At 62.2% G+C, this 17,023-nt stretch carries 12 protein-coding genes and 1 tRNA gene; 8 read left to right on the top strand and 5 right to left on the bottom strand.

From position 1 onward, the window contains the following. Positions 1-252: 252 nt before the first annotated feature. Positions 253-717 (bottom strand): rhodanese-like domain-containing protein, encoded by a 465-nt coding sequence (locus tag LMG28727_RS15335; RefSeq protein ID WP_201643178.1) that lies wholly within the window; start codon positions 715-717, stop codon positions 253-255. Between the two features lie 439 nt (positions 718-1,156). Between LMG28727_RS15335 and glnA the strand changes: the two genes are divergently transcribed. From glnA to LMG28727_RS15315, 4 genes are all read left to right on the top strand, one after another. Then, entirely contained in the window at positions 1,157-2,572 is a 1,416-nt protein-coding gene (glnA, locus tag LMG28727_RS15330) for a type I glutamate--ammonia ligase (protein ID WP_201643177.1), read from the top strand. 192 nt (positions 2,573-2,764) lie between these two features. Then, positions 2,765-3,907 (top strand): nitrogen regulation protein NR(II), encoded by a 1,143-nt coding sequence (gene glnL, locus LMG28727_RS15325; RefSeq protein ID WP_201643176.1) that lies wholly within the window; start codon positions 2,765-2,767, stop codon positions 3,905-3,907. A gap of 127 nt (positions 3,908-4,034) precedes the next feature. Next, positions 4,035-5,552, top strand: coding sequence for a nitrogen regulation protein NR(I) (gene ntrC, locus LMG28727_RS15320; protein WP_201643175.1), 1,518 nt, complete (start codon positions 4,035-4,037; stop codon positions 5,550-5,552). A gap of 150 nt (positions 5,553-5,702) precedes the next feature. Then, on the top strand, positions 5,703-7,823 hold the full coding sequence (locus tag LMG28727_RS15315; protein ID WP_201643174.1) for a prolyl oligopeptidase family serine peptidase: 2,121 nt from the start codon (positions 5,703-5,705) through the stop codon (positions 7,821-7,823). A gap of 55 nt (positions 7,824-7,878) precedes the next feature. On the opposite strand, the gene xth is transcribed toward LMG28727_RS15315, so the two are convergent. Next, positions 7,879-8,655 (bottom strand): exodeoxyribonuclease III, encoded by a 777-nt coding sequence (xth, locus tag LMG28727_RS15310; protein WP_201643173.1) that lies wholly within the window; start codon positions 8,653-8,655, stop codon positions 7,879-7,881. Between the two features lie 400 nt (positions 8,656-9,055). On the opposite strand from xth, the gene LMG28727_RS15305 reads away from it, so the two are divergent. Together LMG28727_RS15305 and LMG28727_RS15300 are read left to right on the top strand one after the other, a co-directional pair. Then, entirely contained in the window at positions 9,056-9,343 is a 288-nt protein-coding gene (locus tag LMG28727_RS15305; RefSeq protein WP_201643172.1) for a hypothetical protein, read from the top strand. Between the two features lie 93 nt (positions 9,344-9,436). After that, positions 9,437-9,513 (top strand) — tRNA-Met (locus LMG28727_RS15300). A gap of 209 nt (positions 9,514-9,722) precedes the next feature. Here the strand turns inward: LMG28727_RS15300 and LMG28727_RS15295 are convergent. After that, positions 9,723-10,421, bottom strand: a complete 699-nt coding sequence (locus tag LMG28727_RS15295; RefSeq protein WP_201643171.1) for an aspartate/glutamate racemase family protein — start codon at positions 10,419-10,421, stop codon at positions 9,723-9,725. 241 nt (positions 10,422-10,662) lie between these two features. On the opposite strand from LMG28727_RS15295, the gene LMG28727_RS15290 reads away from it, so the two are divergent. Next, complete coding sequence (locus tag LMG28727_RS15290; protein WP_201643170.1) at positions 10,663-11,973, top strand: amidohydrolase family protein; 1,311 nt, start codon at positions 10,663-10,665, stop codon at positions 11,971-11,973. 162 nt (positions 11,974-12,135) lie between these two features. On the opposite strand, the gene LMG28727_RS15285 is transcribed toward LMG28727_RS15290, so the two are convergent. Further along, positions 12,136-14,244, bottom strand: a complete 2,109-nt coding sequence (locus LMG28727_RS15285; RefSeq protein WP_201643169.1) for a M3 family metallopeptidase — start codon at positions 14,242-14,244, stop codon at positions 12,136-12,138. Positions 14,245-14,549: 305 nt separating this feature from the next. Here LMG28727_RS15285 and LMG28727_RS15280 point away from each other — a divergent pair, with 305 nt between their 5' ends. Then, positions 14,550-15,680 carry an acyltransferase family protein gene (locus LMG28727_RS15280; RefSeq protein WP_201643168.1) on the top strand — a complete coding sequence of 377 codons (1,131 nt, stop codon included), beginning with the start codon at positions 14,550-14,552 and terminating at the stop codon, positions 15,678-15,680. A 246-nt stretch (positions 15,681-15,926) separates the two neighbouring features. Here the strand turns inward: LMG28727_RS15280 and folD are convergent, their stop codons facing one another. Then, entirely contained in the window at positions 15,927-16,787 is an 861-nt protein-coding gene (gene folD, locus LMG28727_RS15275) for a bifunctional methylenetetrahydrofolate dehydrogenase/methenyltetrahydrofolate cyclohydrolase FolD (RefSeq protein WP_201643167.1), read from the bottom strand. Between the last annotated feature and the right edge of the window lie 236 nt (positions 16,788-17,023).

Below are 17,023 nucleotides of genomic sequence, written 5' to 3'. Positions count from 1 at the left end.
CGCAGGGGGCGTCGTCGCGGCGCCCAATGATCGACGCGGTCTGCGCCTGCCACCACGGCGGGCGCAGACCGCGACATCGCAGTGTCACACCCCGCGCCGACGATGCAGTCAATGGGTCGTCGGCGCGTTCTATTTCAGGCAGCGAACGCGAGCCTTACTATCGCGCCTTGCGCAGGCGGAGCGCCGTACTTCCGCGGTTTTCCTGAGCTGCGTGAAAACGCAGGGAGGAGAGGAGGAGGGCTCGTCGCGGCTTCACGCGCCGAGCCACGGCAGGCCGCGAAAACACCATCCCGAGATCGTCTTCCTATGTCCCTGGCCGTCCTTGTCGCCCTCGAAGCCTTCGAGCAGGTCATACGCCTTCGTAAAGCCGGCCTGACTGGCGGCGATCGCGGCGAGCTTCGAACGCGCGGCGCTACGGCACAGGAACAGCACCGGCGTATCGGCCGACGCCAGCTGGCCCAACTGCGTGAGGAATTCCTGATTCGGCACCGCGCCCGGATAGCGGGTCCATTCCACGTGCGCGTACTGACCGTCGCCGATGACCGGCCGGCCGACCCAGTCGAGTTCAGCGCGGGTGCGCACGTCGACCAGACGGGTGCGCGGGTCGAGCTGCAGCAGCTCGAACGCCTCGGCAGGCGACAGCGCGCCGGCATATGGCAACTGGTTTTCGGTGCGGCGATTTTCCGCAAGGGCGTACAACTGTTCGAGCGTGCTCATGAGTGCCTGTCTCCTTCGGATCAAATGGCCATTCTAGCGCGGCGTGCGCGGCGCTCGCCCGCCCGACCGGAGCCGCGGCGCGTGCCCGTAGCCACGCCGCATACGCTTCATTATGGTGCGTATTCAGAGGAATGCACCAAAATGGAGATGTCCAATGAGCCACAGCAGACTGATGCACGAAAATGGTGCTTGAGATGGCGTCGGGAATTCGTGGCCACATGTCGTTCGGTGCGCAAATTCCCCGCAAGCGCGCGTGCAGTATAGGATTGCGCCGGGTTGGCGCATATATGGCACAGTTACTGCTTTATTGGTGCCGATCGATTTGTCCTGACAAGAATTTCTGTCTCACCCCAACGATTCAGGGGTGGACGCGCCGGGACGGGTCAGCTAGATTGGGCGGCGGCTGAATCCGCCGAATTCGTTAATCAGGAGATAGGTTATGAGTAAATCCGTGGCCGACGTCATTCAACTCGTCAAAGACGAAGACGTCAAGTTTGTCGACTTCCGTTTCACCGACACGCGCGGTAAAGAGCAACACGTTTCGGTGCCGGTGTCGGCATTCGATGAAGACAAGTTCGAAAGCGGCCATGCGTTTGACGGTTCGTCGATTGCCGGCTGGAAGGGCATCGAAGCATCGGACATGTTGCTGATTCCGGACGCGAACACGGCCTTCATCGACCCGTTCTACGAAGAATCGACCCTCGTGCTGACCTGCGACGTCGTCGAACCGGCAGACGGCAAGGGCTATGAGCGCGACCCGCGCTCGCTGGCCAAGCGCGCTGAAGCGTACCTGAAGAGCACGGGCCTGGGCGACACCGCCTTCTTCGGTCCGGAACCCGAATTCTTCATTTTCGACTCGGTCCAGTGGAACACGGATCAGTCGGGCTGCTTCATCAAGATCGGTTCGGAAGAAGCACCGTGGTCGTCGTCGAAGGAATTCGAAGGCGGCAACACCGGCCACCGTCCGGGCACCAAGGGCGGCTACTTCCCGGTCGCTCCGGTCGACACGTTCCAGGACATCCGTTCGGAAATGTGCCTGTTGCTCGAACAGATCGGCATCCCGGTCGAAGTGCACCACCACGAAGTCGCTGGTCAAGGCCAGAACGAAATCGGCACGAAGTTCTCGACGCTGGTTCAGCGCGCCGACTGGCTGCAGCAAATGAAGTACATCATCCACAACGTCGCGCACACGTACGGCAAGACGGCAACGTTCATGCCGAAGCCGGTGGTCGGCGATAACGGTTCGGGCATGCACGTTCACCAGTCGATCTGGAAAGACGGCCAGAACCTGTTCGCAGGCAATGGTTACGCAGGTCTGTCGGAATTCGCGCTGTTCTACATCGGCGGCATCATCAAGCATGCTCGCGCGCTGAACGCGATCACGAACCCGGGTACGAACTCGTACAAGCGTCTCGTGCCGCACTTCGAAGCACCGGTCAAGCTGGCTTACTCGGCACGCAACCGTTCTGCATCGATCCGTATTCCGCACGTGTCGAACCCGAAGGGCCGTCGTATCGAAACGCGTTTCCCGGATCCGCTGGCGAATCCGTACCTGTGCTTCTCCGCGCTGATGATGGCGGGTCTGGACGGCGTGCAGAACAAGATTCACCCGGGCGAAGCTGCCGACAAGAACCTGTACGACCTGCCGCCGGAAGAGGATGCAAAGATCCCGACCGTGTGTGCTGGCCTCGATCAGGCGCTGGACGCACTCGACGGGGACCGCGAGTTCCTGACGCGCGGTGGCGTGTTCACGGATTCGATGCTCGACGCGTACATCTCACTGAAGACGGACGAGCTGCAACGCTATCGTCAGTCGGTGCACCCGATCGAATTCGAAATGTACTACTCGCTGTAAGCGGCAATGGTGCTTCGCCCTTCACACGGCGAAGCACTCTGCCCGACGCTCGCGATCGGTCACGAAGGGACGGCGGCGCCGTCCCTTTTTTGTTGGACCGGGCGGAACGTTTGCTATGTCTGCGATTGCGATGTGACGGCAGAGAGCAACACCCCCTGATTTATCACCATCTCCTATCGGCCAGACTGCAAGATGGTTCTTAAGAATCTGATCAAGGCAAGGAAAGGGCACGAGCAGTCACTGTCGGACGATGCGCAGCTCGTCAGTTCCGGTTTGCTGCCGGGTTTCGAGACGCTGCCCACCGTCGTGCTGGTGCTCGACAAACGCACGCTGCGCGTCGCGTTCGCGAATCCTTCAGCGGAGTCGATGCTGGAGATGTCGCGGCGCCAACTGACGCAGATGGCGTGGCCCGACATTTTCTCGAATGCGGACGAACTGGTCGCGACCATTACCGCGATCGCCGCACACCGTTTTCACGCGACGCATCTGGACGCCATACTCGAACGTCCAGGCCACGAGCCGCTGCATGTGCACGCGATCGTCGGCTTTCTGGAAAGCGCGCAAGACTATGTGCTGCTCGAACTGTTCGAGAACGAGCGGCATCTGCGCACCGACCGCGAGGAGCGCATCAACGACCTCACGGCGGTCAACAAGCAACTGATCCGCAATCTCGCGCATGAGATCAAGAATCCGCTCGGCGGCATTCGCGGCGCGGCGCAACTGCTGGAGTTCGAACTCGGCGAGCGTCAGCGTGACGAATTGCGTGAGTACACGCAGGTCATCATCAAGGAATCGGACCGGCTGCAAACGCTGGTCGACCGGTTGCTTGAGCCGCATCGTCATCCGCATATCGTCGGCGACGTGAACATTCACGAAGTATGCGAGCGCGTGCGCCAGGTGATTCTCGCGGAGTTTCCGCGCGGTCTCACGATCGAACGCGACTACGACGTGAGCGTGCCCGATTTGCGCGGCGACAAGGAACAGTTGATTCAGGCGCTGTTGAACATCGTGCGCAATGCCGCCGAGGCGTTGCGCGAACGTATCTCGCAAGGCGACGCGCGCATCGAATTGCGCACGCGCATTGCACGCAAGATCACCGTGTCGAAACGCTTATGTAAGCTGGCACTGGACTTGCATATCACGGACAACGGCCCAGGCATTCCCGAGGAAATCCGTGACCGCATTTTCTATCCGCTCGTGTCGGGGCGCGAGGATGGTAGTGGTCTCGGACTGACGCTCGCGCAGACTTTCGTGCAGCAGCACGATGGTCTGATCGAAGTGGATAGCCGGCCGGGTCACACCGAGTTTCAGATTTTGCTGCCGCTCGACTGCTAACACCACACGTCTCGTGAGAAAACGCCGGGCCTTCCCAACGGGCCGTCCCGGATTTCTCACTCCCCCTCGGGGGGCCTGGCGCGAAGCGACAGGCTTGGGGCGCTCTTGAGACTTCTGACCGACCTATATGAAGCCGATCTGGATAGTAGACGACGACCAATCGATTCGCTGGGTGCTCGAAAAAGCGCTCGCACGCGAGAACTTCGCGACCCGCAGCTTCGCGAACGTGCGCGAGGCATCGGCCGCGCTCGACCACGATAGCCCGCAGGTGCTGGTGTCCGATATCAGGATGCCGGGCGGCTCCGGGCTCGAATTGCTGCAGACCGTGCGCGACAAGGTGCCGGGCTTGCCCGTCATCATCATGACCGCGTTCTCGGATCTGGATAGCGCGGTCGCCGCATTCCAGGGCGGCGCGTTCGAGTACCTCGCCAAGCCGTTCGACGTCGACAAGGCGGTGGAGCTGATCCGCCGCGCGGTGGACGAAAGCATGCGCGGCGAGCAGACATGGGACGACCGCGTCACCGAAGCCCCCGAGATGCTCGGCCAGGCGCCGGCGATGCAGGACATGTTTCGCGCGATCGGCCGTCTGTCGCATTCGGCGGCGACCGTGCTCATTACCGGCGAATCAGGCACCGGGAAGGAACTGGTTGCGCGTGCGTTGCACCGACATAGCCCACGCGCGAACGGTCCTTTCATCGCGCTGAACACGGCGGCGATTCCGAAGGATCTGCTGGAATCGGAATTGTTCGGCCACGAGCGCGGCGCGTTCACCGGCGCGCAGGCAATGCGTCAGGGGCGCTTCGAGCAGGCCGAGAACGGCACGCTGTTTCTCGACGAAATCGGCGATATGCCGTTCGATTTGCAGACGCGTCTGTTGCGGGTGCTGTCGGACGGGCAGTTCTATCGCGTCGGCGGTCACAACCCGTTGCGCGCCAATGTGCGCGTGATTGCAGCGACGCACCAGAATCTCGAATCGCGCGTGCGTCAGGGCCTGTTCCGTGAGGACTTGTATCACCGCCTCAATGTGATCCGTTTGCGCCTGCCGGCTTTGCGTGAACGCAGCGAAGATATTCCGCTGCTCACGCGGCACTTTCTGCAGAAGAGTGCGCGCGATCTGGGTGTCGAACCGAAGCGGGTGTCCGAAGAGGCGCTCGCGCATCTCGCGTCGCTGCCGTTTCCGGGCAACGTGCGTCAACTGGAGAATCTCGCCAACTGGCTCACGGTGATGGCGCCTGCGCAGACCATCGAGATCAAGGACTTGCCGCCTGATCTTGGCCCCGCGCAGGCGGGTGTCAGCGAACTGGGCGCGGTGGGCGGCGGGGTGGCCGGCACAGGTGAGGGTGGCCTGGCAGGCGCTGCACCGATCAACGGGGCGAGCGCGGCGGCGCTGCCTGCGGGTTCGCCCGGCATGCCGGTGGCGACGCCCGTCAGCGCGTGGGAAGGCGGGTTGCGCACCGAAGTCGCGCGGATGCTGCGCGAAAACGCCGCCGACGTGATGGACGAACTCGCACGCCGTTTCGAAGCGGCGGTGATTCGCGAGGCGCTCGACTTCACGCGTGGACGCAAGGTCGAAGCGGCCGAGCGTCTTGGCATTGGTCGCAATACGATTACGCGCAAGATTCAGGAGCTCAATCTCGAGCCCTGATTGGCGCGGTGTCGTGCTGTGGTGTGAAGGCGGACCGGCAAGGCGCGCAAGCGTCGCCGGTCCGTTTTCTATTGGGCGGTATTTGAACGTCTGACGGACCTGATCGCGCCACAAGGCATAATCAACGCTGTTTTCATTCGACAGCCGACGATGCCCGCTTCTCCTGCTCCTTTCTCCTGGCCGCTTTCCCCCGATCCTTTCCTGTCGCTCGAAGCGCTCGACGCCCCCACTGCGCTCGCGTGGGTCGAGCAGCAGAACGCCCGAACCCGCGCTGCGTGGTGCAGCGGTCCGGCATTCGAATCGCTCAGGCAGCGTCTCGCAGATGCCTATCTGCCGCGCGAACGTCCGGTGATTCCAGACCGCTGGAAGGATTGGGCGTATGACCTGTGGCAGGACGAGCGTAATCCCAAAGGCATCTGGCGCCGCACGACCTGGGCGGCGTGGCGCAGCGGCGCGCCGGTCTGGCAGACCCTGCTCGACTTCGATGCATTGGGCGCCGCCGAAGGCACGCCGTGGGTGTGCGTCGAACTGGACATTCTTTACCCGGACGGCGATCGCGCGCTGATCACGATGTCGCCGGGCGGCTCGGACGCGCTAGTCGTGCGCGAGTTCGACATCGACGCGCAGCGCTTCGTCGACGATGGCTTTGTGATTGCGAAGGCCGGTAAGCACACGGCATCGTGGATCGACCGGGACACGCTTTATATCGGCTGGGACCATGGCCGCAAGACGCTGACGCGCTCCGGCTATCCGCGTGAGGTGCGGCGCTGGACGCGCGGCAGTGCGTTGGCCGATGCGCCGGTGGTGTTCAAAGGCGCGTTCGGCGATATCGGTGTGGAGGCGCATTACGATCCGCTCGAACGGCGGCATACGGTGATCAGCAGCATCGACTTTTTCGATTCGCATACCTACTACCTCGATACCGCCGCGGGTGCGCCCGACGCGTGGCGTCAGTACGATGTGCCCGCGCATGTCGCAGTCGGCGGCTGGCACGGATGGCTGCTGCTCGAGCCGCGCCTCGATTGGGAGCATGAGGGGGCGTGTTATCCGGGCGGCTCGTTGCTGGCGATTCGCGAAGACGCATTTTTGCGCGGCGAGCGCGATGTCGTGCCGCTGTTCACGCCGACTTCGCAGACCTCGGCCTGCGAGTGGACGCATACGCGCAATCAGCTGATCGTGTCGTATCTGGAGGACGTGCAGAACCGGACCGTGCTGTGGGTGTCGTCGCAGGATGCGGAGCAGCAGTGGCATTGGCAGCAGCGCGTGTTTCCTTCGCGCGACGATACGCAGGCCGATGTGTCGCCGATCGAATCGACGTTGAACGACGAGGTGTTCGTCGATACCGACGACTATCTGCAACCGCCCGCGTACTGGCTGACCGATCTCGCCCGCGACGACCTCGGCGAGTGGGAATTGCTCGACCGTTGGCCGACCCAGTTCGACGCGGCGCGCTTTGTTGTGACGCATGGGCAGGCGGTGTCGGCTGATGGCACGCGGGTGCCTTATGCGGTGATTGGTCCGCGTGCCACGCCGGCGTCGAACGAAGCGCCGCGCCCCTGTCTGCTAAGCGGCTACGGCGGCTTCGCGATCCCCTTGCTGCCGAGTTATCTGACGGGGCAGGGTATCGGCTGGCTGGAGCGTGGCGGCGTCTACGTCGTCGCGCATATTCGCGGCGGCGGCGAGTTCGGCACGCGTTGGCACACGGCGGCGCAAGGCGAACATCGCCAGCGTGCTTTCGACGATTTCATCGCGGTCGCCGAAGCGCTGATCGGCACCGGTGTGACGAGCGCCGCGCAACTCGGCATTCAGGGCGGCAGCAATGGCGGCCTGCTGGTTGCGGCGTGCATGGTGCAGCGTCCCGAGTTGTTCGGCGCGGTGGTCTGCGAAGTGCCGTTGCTCGACATGAGCCGCTACCATCTGCTGCACGCGGGCGCGTCGTGGATCGACGAATACGGCGACCCCGATGAACCCGACGACGCACGTGTGCTCGCCGCTTACTCGCCGTATCACCGGGTCGCGGCGGACGTGGTCTATCCACCTGTGCTGTTCACGACCTCGACCGCCGACGACCGCGTGCATCCCGGTCACGCGCGCAAGATGGCCGCCCGCATGCAGGCATTGAATGCCGATAGGGCGGACAGCGTGTGGTATCGGGAGAATACGGAAGGCGGGCATGGCGGCTCCGATGAACTGGAGCAGGCCGAGCACGATGCGATGGTGTTCGGGTTTCTGTGGAGCGTGTTGAACGGCTCCGGTTCCTCTGCCGCATAGCGGACGCGTGGCGCGACGCATTTGACTCCATGCGTCGCGCCATTGCGTTGAACGATCAGCCGAGTTGCGCAACCACCGGCGCATGATCCGAAGGCTGCTCCCACTTGCGCGGCACCCTGTCGATGTCGCACGACGAACACACATCGGCCAGCGCCTTCGACAGCAGAATATGGTCGATGCGCAAACCCGCATTGCGGCGGAATGCCATCATCCGGTAATCCCACCACGAGTAGAGTTTTTCAGCCTGTTCGAACTGACGGAATGCGTCGAGCAGACCGAGTCCGATCAAGCGCACGAATGCCGCACGTTCTTCCGGCGACACCAGATTCTGACCTTCCCACGCTTTCGGATCATGCACGTCGCGATCGTCCGGCGCGATGTTGTAGTCGCCGAGCAGCGCGAGCTTCGGATGCTGCGCCATTTCGCTCGCGATCCAGTCATGCAGCGCGTCGAGCCAGCGCAACTTGTACGCGAACTTCTCGGTGCCGGGCGCCTGGCCGTTCGGGAAGTACGCGGAGATGATGCGTACGCCTTCCACCGTCAGCGCGATCACACGCTGCTGCGGATCTTCAAAGCCTGGAATGTTGCGCACCACGCTGCTTTCGTCGACGTTCAGACCGTCGCGTACCACGATCCCCACACCGTTATAGGTCTTTTGACCTGCGAACCAGCTCCGGTAGCCTTTCTCTTCGAGCTCGGCGCGCGGGAATTTATCGTCGGTCAGCTTCAGTTCCTGCAGACACAACACATCGGTGCCGCTCGTGCCGAGCCATTCGATGACGTGTTGCTGACGGACCTTCAGGGAGTTGACGTTCCAGGTGGCGATTTTCATGACATTCTCACATTCTTGCGGGGCAAGGTTTTGCAGGGCCTCGATCGTGGCCCCGTTGATTTTGCCCGATCGTCGCGGCATGCCGACCACGTTCTCACGGCAGCGATCAGACAGGGTTGCGTGATGACTATATGGCAACCACGCGGCAACCACGCGGCAACCACGCGGCAACCACGCGGCAATCACGCGGCAATCACGCGGCCATGACGCGGACGATCGGTGGCCTGTCGCACAGCATATTTTGCGTGCGATTCCAGATGTCCCGCATCTTATCGCGCGACAGTGCGACCGTGAAAATTGCTGCCATCGCGAACCGGAAAATAAAAGCGCGGCCGCATCAAGTGGCAGCGTATAGTGAGACCACATAGTCACTCGCGCTCTCGCGAGTTGGAGAGTCATCATGGCCGAACTTTACCCCGCCCTCTATAAGGACTTCGAAGTGCACCCGCTGGTTTTCTCGCGTGCATTCGACAAATTCGACGGGCATAAGCGTCATGCCGAGGGTTACGACGTGGCGGTGCGTGTATGTCGGCCTGGTGCGATCAGCGGCTCGAAAGCAAGCCGCGTGTTTCGCCTCGTCTTGCCGGCCACGATCTCCGACTTTGGTGTCGCTAAACGTAGCGCGAGCCAGTACGGTGCGGACATCATCGACGGTAAGGTGGAAGGCGCGACGGTGCAGGATCTATGACGCGAATTCGCGCACATGTCCCGCACATTCGAGAAATAATTCGCGCAAGTGTTTGACCTTTTGATGACATCCAGATATACTCTTTTTCTCTGACGCGGGGTGGAGCAGTCTGGCAGCTCGTCGGGCTCATAACCCGAAGGTCGTAGGTTCAAATCCTACCCCCGCAACCAAGGTTTGTTGAAAGCCCGCATAGCGAAAGTTATGCGGGCTTTTTGACTTTTAGCGCCGGTTACGCGCGGTCTGTGTCGATGCAGATGCGCGGCAATGCGGTAGGTGTTTGGTGAACGTCACTACGGTCACGGCGGCGTGGACTTCATCGCGTACGTTATGTGCACCAGGCAGCACACGCAGCGCGGAAGAATAACCCCACGCACCCGCTTTACTCCGAATCAATCGCCCATGCTACTGCCGCTTGCGCATGCAATGCGGTCGTGTCGAACACCGGCAACACTGAATCCTCCTGTGCAATCAGCAACGTGATTTCCGTGCAACCGAGAATCACCGCTTGCGCACCACGCGCGGCTAGCGATTCGATCACACGCTGATACACCGCACGCGAAGCATCGATCACATTGCCGTGACACAGTTCGTCGTAAATGATGCGGTGCACGTCCGCGCGTTCGGCTTCATCGGGAATCACCGTTTCCAGCCCATAGCGTTCGCGCAAACGCCCTGTGTAAAAGGCCTGCTCCATCGTATAGCGCGTGCCAAGCAGACCAACCCGTTCGATACCCGCAGCGCGCAACGCTGTACCTGTTGGATCGGCGATATGCAGGAACGGTACGCCGATGGCCCGTTCGATCGATTCATACACGCGATGCATCGTGTTGGTCGCGAGCATCACCAGATCCGCCCCGCCGCGTTCGAGTTGACGCGCAGCGTCGGCCATTTGCTGGCCAAGCGCGTTCCAGTCGCCGGCGCGCTGATTGGCCTCGACCTGCGCGAAGTCGACCGTGAGCATCAGACTGCGCGCGTTATGGTGGCCGCCTAGGCGCGCCTTCGCATGACGGTTGAGCAGCCTGTAGTACTCGGTGGACGACTCCCAACTCATTCCACCTATCACGCCTATCGTCTTCATATCGCGACTCCCTATGCCAATGACCGCCGAACGTCGAGTATAGGCGTGCCGCACCACGCGCATCCGGTACGGCTTGCATGCGGTGCGCCGATACGGTACGTCGATAAAACGCGGCCACTTACTTTCTGGCGTCGATAGAATCGTAACCAGCCGTGAGCGAGTCGGAAGCGAAGGAAGCGAGTAGGAAACGAATAGGAAACGAATAGGAAGAGGCTCATAGGCGATCAACAGGGAGCGACACATGGATCTGATCATCCGCCGCGCAGTGCTGCCGCCGGGCGCTGCATCGCAGCAGACACCGCCCACGCAAGCTGGGCAGCAAGTCGATATCGGCATCGACGCGGGCCGCATCGTCGCCGTCGAGCCGAATCTGGCCGCGACAGCGCGTGAAGAAATCGACGCCGCAGGCTCGCTCGTGACGCCGCCGTTCGTCGATCCGCATTTCCACATGGACGCTACGCTGTCGTACGGTTTGCCGCGCGTGAACGCATCGGGCACGCTGCTCGAAGGCATCGCGCTATGGGGCGAACTGAAGCCGGATCTGACCCAGGAGGCGTTGATCGAGCGTGCGTTGCAGTATTGCGATTGGGCAGTCGCGCGTGGCTTGCTGGCGATTCGCAGTCACGTCGACGTGTGCGATCCGCGGCTGCTTGCGGTCGAGGCGCTGGTCGAAGTGAAGCGCCGCGTCGCGCCGTATCTCGATCTGCAACTAGTGGCCTTTCCCCAAGACGGCGTGTTGCGCAGTGCGGGCGCTTTCGAGAACCTCAAGCGGGCAATCGGCATGGGGGTCGATGTGGTGGGCGGCATTCCGCACTTCGAGCGCACCATGGCTGATGGCGCACTGTCCGTGCGCATGCTGTGCGAGTACGCGGCGGAGCAGGGCTTGCGTGTCGACATGCATTGCGATGAATCGGACGATCCGATGTCGCGTCACATCGAAACGCTCGCGGCGGAAACGCATCGGCTGGGTTTGCAGGGGCGTGTGACCGGTTCGCACCTGACCTCGATGCATTCGATGGACAACTACTACGTCAGCAAGCTATTGCCGCTGATGCGCGAGGCGGGCGTGTCGGCGATTGCGAATCCGCTGATCAACATCACGTTGCAGGGCCGCAGCGATACCTATCCGAAACGGCGCGGCATGACCCGCGTGCCGGAGATGATGGCCGCCGGCATCAACGTCGCGTTCGGCCACGATTGCGTGATGGACCCGTGGTACAGCCTCGGCTCGGGCGACATGCTCGAAGTCGCGCACATGGGCTTGCACGTCGCGCAAATGACGGGCGTCGACGCCATGCATGCGTGTTTCGATGCGGTGACAGTGAATGCCGCGCGCATTCTCGGGCTCGAAGGCTATGGGATCGGGCCGGGCTGTGCGGCCAATCTCGTGCTGCTCGATGCACGCGATCCGGTCGAGGCGATCCGTTTGCGCGCCGCGCGCCTCGCCGTGGTGAGCCGTGGAAAAGTGGTGAGCCGTGCACCGGCTGCGCGAGCGGCTTTAGCGCTGGAAGGGCGGCCTGAGCAGGTGGATTTCAAACTGCATCGCGGGTAGATAAAACAGCGTCGGCGAGTTGTAGTGCCACACGTTGCGCAAAAAAAGCCGACGCCTGCGTGATGCATGCCGTCGGCTTTTCATTGAAGGCGCGAGACGCTCGACGCGTCAATCACGCGTCAATCACGCGTCAATCAACGCGCCGATCAATCCTTCAACCGTTCAATGCGCCGCACCCGGCGTCATGCCGTTGTGCCGCAGCAGAGCATCGATATTCGGCTCGCGGCCACGGAACGCCTTGAACGATTCCATCGCCGGACGGCTGCCGCCCACCTCCAGAATCTCCTTGCGATAACGCATGCCGGTCGCCTGATCGAGCACGCTGCCGCTCGCGCTCTGCGCGGCTTCTTCGAACGCCGCGTAGGCGTCGGCCGACAGCACCTCAGCCCACTTGTAGCTGTAGTAACCCGCCGCATAACCACCCGCGAAAATATGGCTGAACGTATTCGGCCAACGCGAGAACGGAGCCTGCGGCACGACGTGGAAGCGCTCGTTGATCTCGCTCGCGAGTTCCGTGGCGCTCTTCGTGCCGCTGGCGTCGAAGCCGGTATGCAATTGCATGTCGAACATCGAGAACACGATCTGGCGCAGCGTGCCCAAGCCGCTCTGGAAATTCTTCGCGGCCAGCATCTTGTCGAACAGATCGCGCGGCAACGGCTTCGCGGTTTCGACGTGTGAGGTCATGTCGGAGAGCACGTCCCACTCCCAGCAGAAGTTCTCCATGAACTGCGACGGCAGCTCGACCGCATCCCACTCGACACCGTTGATGCCCGACACGCCGAGTTCATCGACGCGCGTAAGCATGTGATGCAGCCCGTGGCCGAACTCATGGAACAGCGTGATGACTTCGTCGTGCGTGAAACACGCGGGCTTACCGCCGACCGGCGCCGAGAAGTTGCAGGTCAGATACGCGACCGGCGTTTGCACGCTGCCGTGCGTGTGCTTGTGACGGCCGCGCGCGTCGTCCATCCATGCGCCGCCGCGTTTGCCTTCGCGTGCATACAGGTCGAGATAGAACTGCGCGACGAGGCCGCCGTCCTGATTTTCGACACGGAAGAAACGTACATCCGGATGCCACACCGCTGCGTCGTCACGACGGATACGCACGCCGAACAGCGTTTCGGTCACCTTGAAAAGACCCTTGAACACGGCGTCTTCAGGGAAATACTGTTTGACCTCGTTCTCGGAAAACGAATAGCGCTTCTGACGCAGACGTTCAGCGGCGAACGTGGTGTCCCATGGTTGCAGGTCGGTCATGCCGAGTTCGTTCGCGGCAAATTCGCGTAGCTCTTTCCAGTCCTGTTCCGCGTGCGGACGTGCGCGGGTGGCGAGGTCTTCAAGGAACGCCATGACCTGGGCCGGCGACTCCGCCATTTTTGGCGCGAGCGACACTTCGGCGAAGTTGTTGAAGCCGAGCATATGCGCTTCTTCAGCGCGCAATTTCAACTGGTCGGCGAGTACCGACGTGTTGTCCCATTCGGGCTTGCCGTTGCCGTATTGCGCGCCGAGCTCGGACGCACGCGTCACGTACGCGCGATACATCGCTTCGCGCATCTGACGATTTTCCGAGTACTGCATCACCGGGAAATACGACGGGAAGTGCAGCGTGAATTTGTAGCCGGTCTTGCCTTCGCGTTCAGCCGCTTCTTTCGCGGCTTCGATCGCGTCTTCGGGCAGGCCGACGAGTTGGGCTTCGCTGCCCGCTTCGACGATGTACGCGTACGCGTTGGTTGCATCGAGCACGTGATCCGAAAACGCTTTCGACAGCGCGGCCTGCTGTTCCTGCAATTCGGCGAAACGCGGCTTCTGGTCTTCCGGCAACTCCGCGCCGGACAGGCGGAAGTCGCGCAGCGCATTGCCGAGGATTTTTTTGCGCTCGCCGGTCAGCGACGCGAAATCACTGCTCGCGTTAAGCGCCTTGTACTTTTCGTACAGCGCGAGATTTTGTCCGACGCTCGACCAGAATTCGGTAACGCGCGGCAGGTTTTCGCCGTATACGGCGCGCAGTTCCGGCGTATCCGCCACCGCATTCAGATGGCCGACCACGCTCCAGGCGCGCGACAGCGGTTCGGTGGCGCGCTCGACCGGCTCGACCACGTCGGCCCATGACGCGGGAGTGACCGGCAGCGCAGCGCGCTCGACAGCAGCGGCTGCGTCGGCGAGCAGGACATCGAGAGCGGGGGTGACGTGTTCGGGGCGGATTTCGCCAAAGCGCGGCAGATCGGAGAAATCGAGGAGCGGATTGTCGTGAGTCGAGGGGGTAGTGGACATAAGGCTTCCTGTCTGACGCGGGTGAACGGGTAATCGGTGGATCGGCGGATGCGCGGCGTGACGCGCAGTCGCGCGCTGTGAGTCCCGATACGACCATTATTGGGGCGGGGAGCGCCAATTCCAATCTGTTGGGAGACAAATTATCAGATGTCGCGCAGCCGCGGGCGGTTTGGCAAGCGGACGCGTTCGAGGTCAGGCCGCCGAGCCGCTGCGTGTTTGTGCGAAACCGAACGGTGCAGATTGCTGCTATGCCGCAATCTGACAGCGTCGCTGTCGGTCGGTAGCGCATTCTGTCAGAGGTGTCGATGAACCCGCTTTCGCAAGCTTTATCGCGTAAGAGCAACAACTTCGACCTCGTGCGGCTGCTGGCCGCCGTGGCGGTCGTGATTGGCCACTCGTATGCAGTACAGACGCCTTCCGCCGCCGACTGGGTTCACAACGCGCTCGGCTTCGACAGTTTCGGCGCGCTAGGCGTCTACGCGTTTTTTCTGCTGAGCGGCATCCTTGTGACTGGCAGCTTCGACCGGCAACGCTCGGCGCCGCGTTTCGCCGCGCTGCGCATCGCGCGCGTGTGGCCGGCAGTGGCGGTCGCTTCGCTGGCGGCGGTGTTCGTCGTCGGCCCGCTTTTTACGACGTTACCGCTGCGCGAATATTTTGCCTCCGGCATCACGTGGACCAATCTCGACAACTTCTCGACCATCGTGGTGACGCCCAACTCGGGCTGGGCATTGCCAGGCGTTTTCGAGCACAACCGGGTTCCGGTCGATATCGCCGCGCCGCTGTGGACGCTGCCGCTGCAGCTGCGCTGCTATCTCGTCGTGCTGGTGACCGGCATGCTGGGGCTGCTGTCGAGCGCGCGCAGCACGGCGTTGGCCGCGATGCTGGGGTGTGGGGTGTTTCTTCTGGGCCTGCATCTGCCGCAATTGCAGTTCGGGATGCGCGATTTCGGCGCCTCGGCCGGCGGCCTCATGGGGGCCTATTCGTTCTGGCCGGAACCGTTCTTCATGCTGGGGGTGCTGCTGTATGGCTGGCGCGAGCGAATCGATATCAACGGTTTGACAGCACTCGCGTTCGCGATGGTCTTTCTGGTGTTTCGCGATACGGCAGGCGGTCAGCCGCTGTTCTACCTGATCTTCATTTACGGCGTGTTGTGGGTCGGGACCACGCCGCTATTGCGGCGCTTCGTGCCGCGTCACGATTACTCGTATGGGATTTATCTGTACGGATTCATGGTGCAGCAATGCATCGCCAGTGTCGCGCCGCAGTTGGGACGTGTGATGTCGTTGCTGGTTGCTGCGCCGTTGATTCTGCTGTGCGCGGCGTTGTCGTGGCACTTTGTCGAACGGCCTGTGCTGATGTGGTGCCGCGGGCGTCTCGCGCCAAGGAGCGTGCATCGTGCAACGGGCGTGGCGACGGGCGACCGCATGGTGCGATGAGGGCCACACGTACACACGAGGGGAGGGGCTCTGGCGCACGTTTCGTGATGACGCATGGCGTGGTCTCACCTCGCACGGTCGATGTCCTGGTTGGACCTCACCCGAGACCAGGCTTTCAGAAATTGAAAAAGCCGGCGAATGTCATTCGCCGGCTTTTTTTCCGGTACGCGACTGTCGAGGGACAAGCGGCAGGGAGTGACTATCTAATCGCTAACCTCAGCCCCTGCCGCCAAACCGTGTCAGGTTTTACGCCTTTGAGTCCGCTTCCCGTTCAGCCGCCTCGATCGTATTGACCAGCAGCATCGTAATCGTCATCGGGCCCACGCCGCCCGGCACCGGTGTGATAAAGCCGGCCACTTCCTTGACGCCGGCGAAATCGACATCGCCGCACAGCTTGCCGGCGTCATCACGATTCATGCCGACGTCGATCACCGCCGCGCCCGGTTTCACCATGTCGGCGGTCAGGATGTTGCGCAGACCGGTAGCGGCGACTACCACGTCGGCGTTGCGCGTATGGGCAGCCAGATCGCGCGTCTTGCTGTGGCAGATCGTGACGGTCGCACCGGCTTCGAGCAACAGCAGCGCCATTGGCTTGCCGACGATGTTCGAGCGGCCGATCACCACCGCGTTCGCGCCTTGCAGCGGAATGTCGTAAGCGGCGAGCATTTTCATCACGCCGTACGGCGTGCACGGACGGAATAGCGGCTGACCGGTCATCAGCGCGCCGGCATTGGCGACGTGAAAGCCGTCGACGTCCTTTTCCGGCGCGATCGCCTCGATCACCTTGTGGCTGTCGATATGCTTGGGCAGCGGCAATTGCACCAGGATGCCGTGGATCTGCGGATCGTGGTTCAGCTCGTCGATACGCGCGAGCAGATCGGCTTCCGGCAGGTCGGACGGATAGCGGTCGAACGACGACCCGAGGCCGTTGTCATGACAGGCCTTGATCTTGTTGCGCACATACACTTCGCTGGCCGGATTGTCACCGACCAGCACCACGGCGAGGCCCGGCTGATGGCCGCGAGCGGTCAGGGCGGCGGCGCGCGTCGCAACGTCGGCGCGCAAAGTCTTGGAGAGGGCGAGGCCGTCGATCAGTTTGGCAGTCATGGTCGGTCGAGATAGGCAGTTTGGAAACCGGGGCAGCTGTGGGCGTTGGGGCACGCCATCGCGCGACGGCGCTTTTCAGCGGGAACAGGTCGGCACATGAAAAGCGCGCGGTGCCGATCTGATGCAGGCACCGTTGTAAAGAGCGCCATTATACCGGCACGGACGCGCTAATCCGCGTTGCTCGATCAGCTCGGCAGGACGATGAGACTCGTTCATTGCCGCTGTGAAGGGAAAGC

The sequence above is a fragment of the Paraburkholderia metrosideri genome, from assembly GCF_904848625.1.
GTDB lineage: Bacteria > Pseudomonadota > Gammaproteobacteria > Burkholderiales > Burkholderiaceae > Paraburkholderia > Paraburkholderia metrosideri.
Note: the sequence above shows the minus strand (reverse complement) of the source record. Positions and strands in the feature narration are given on the sequence as shown.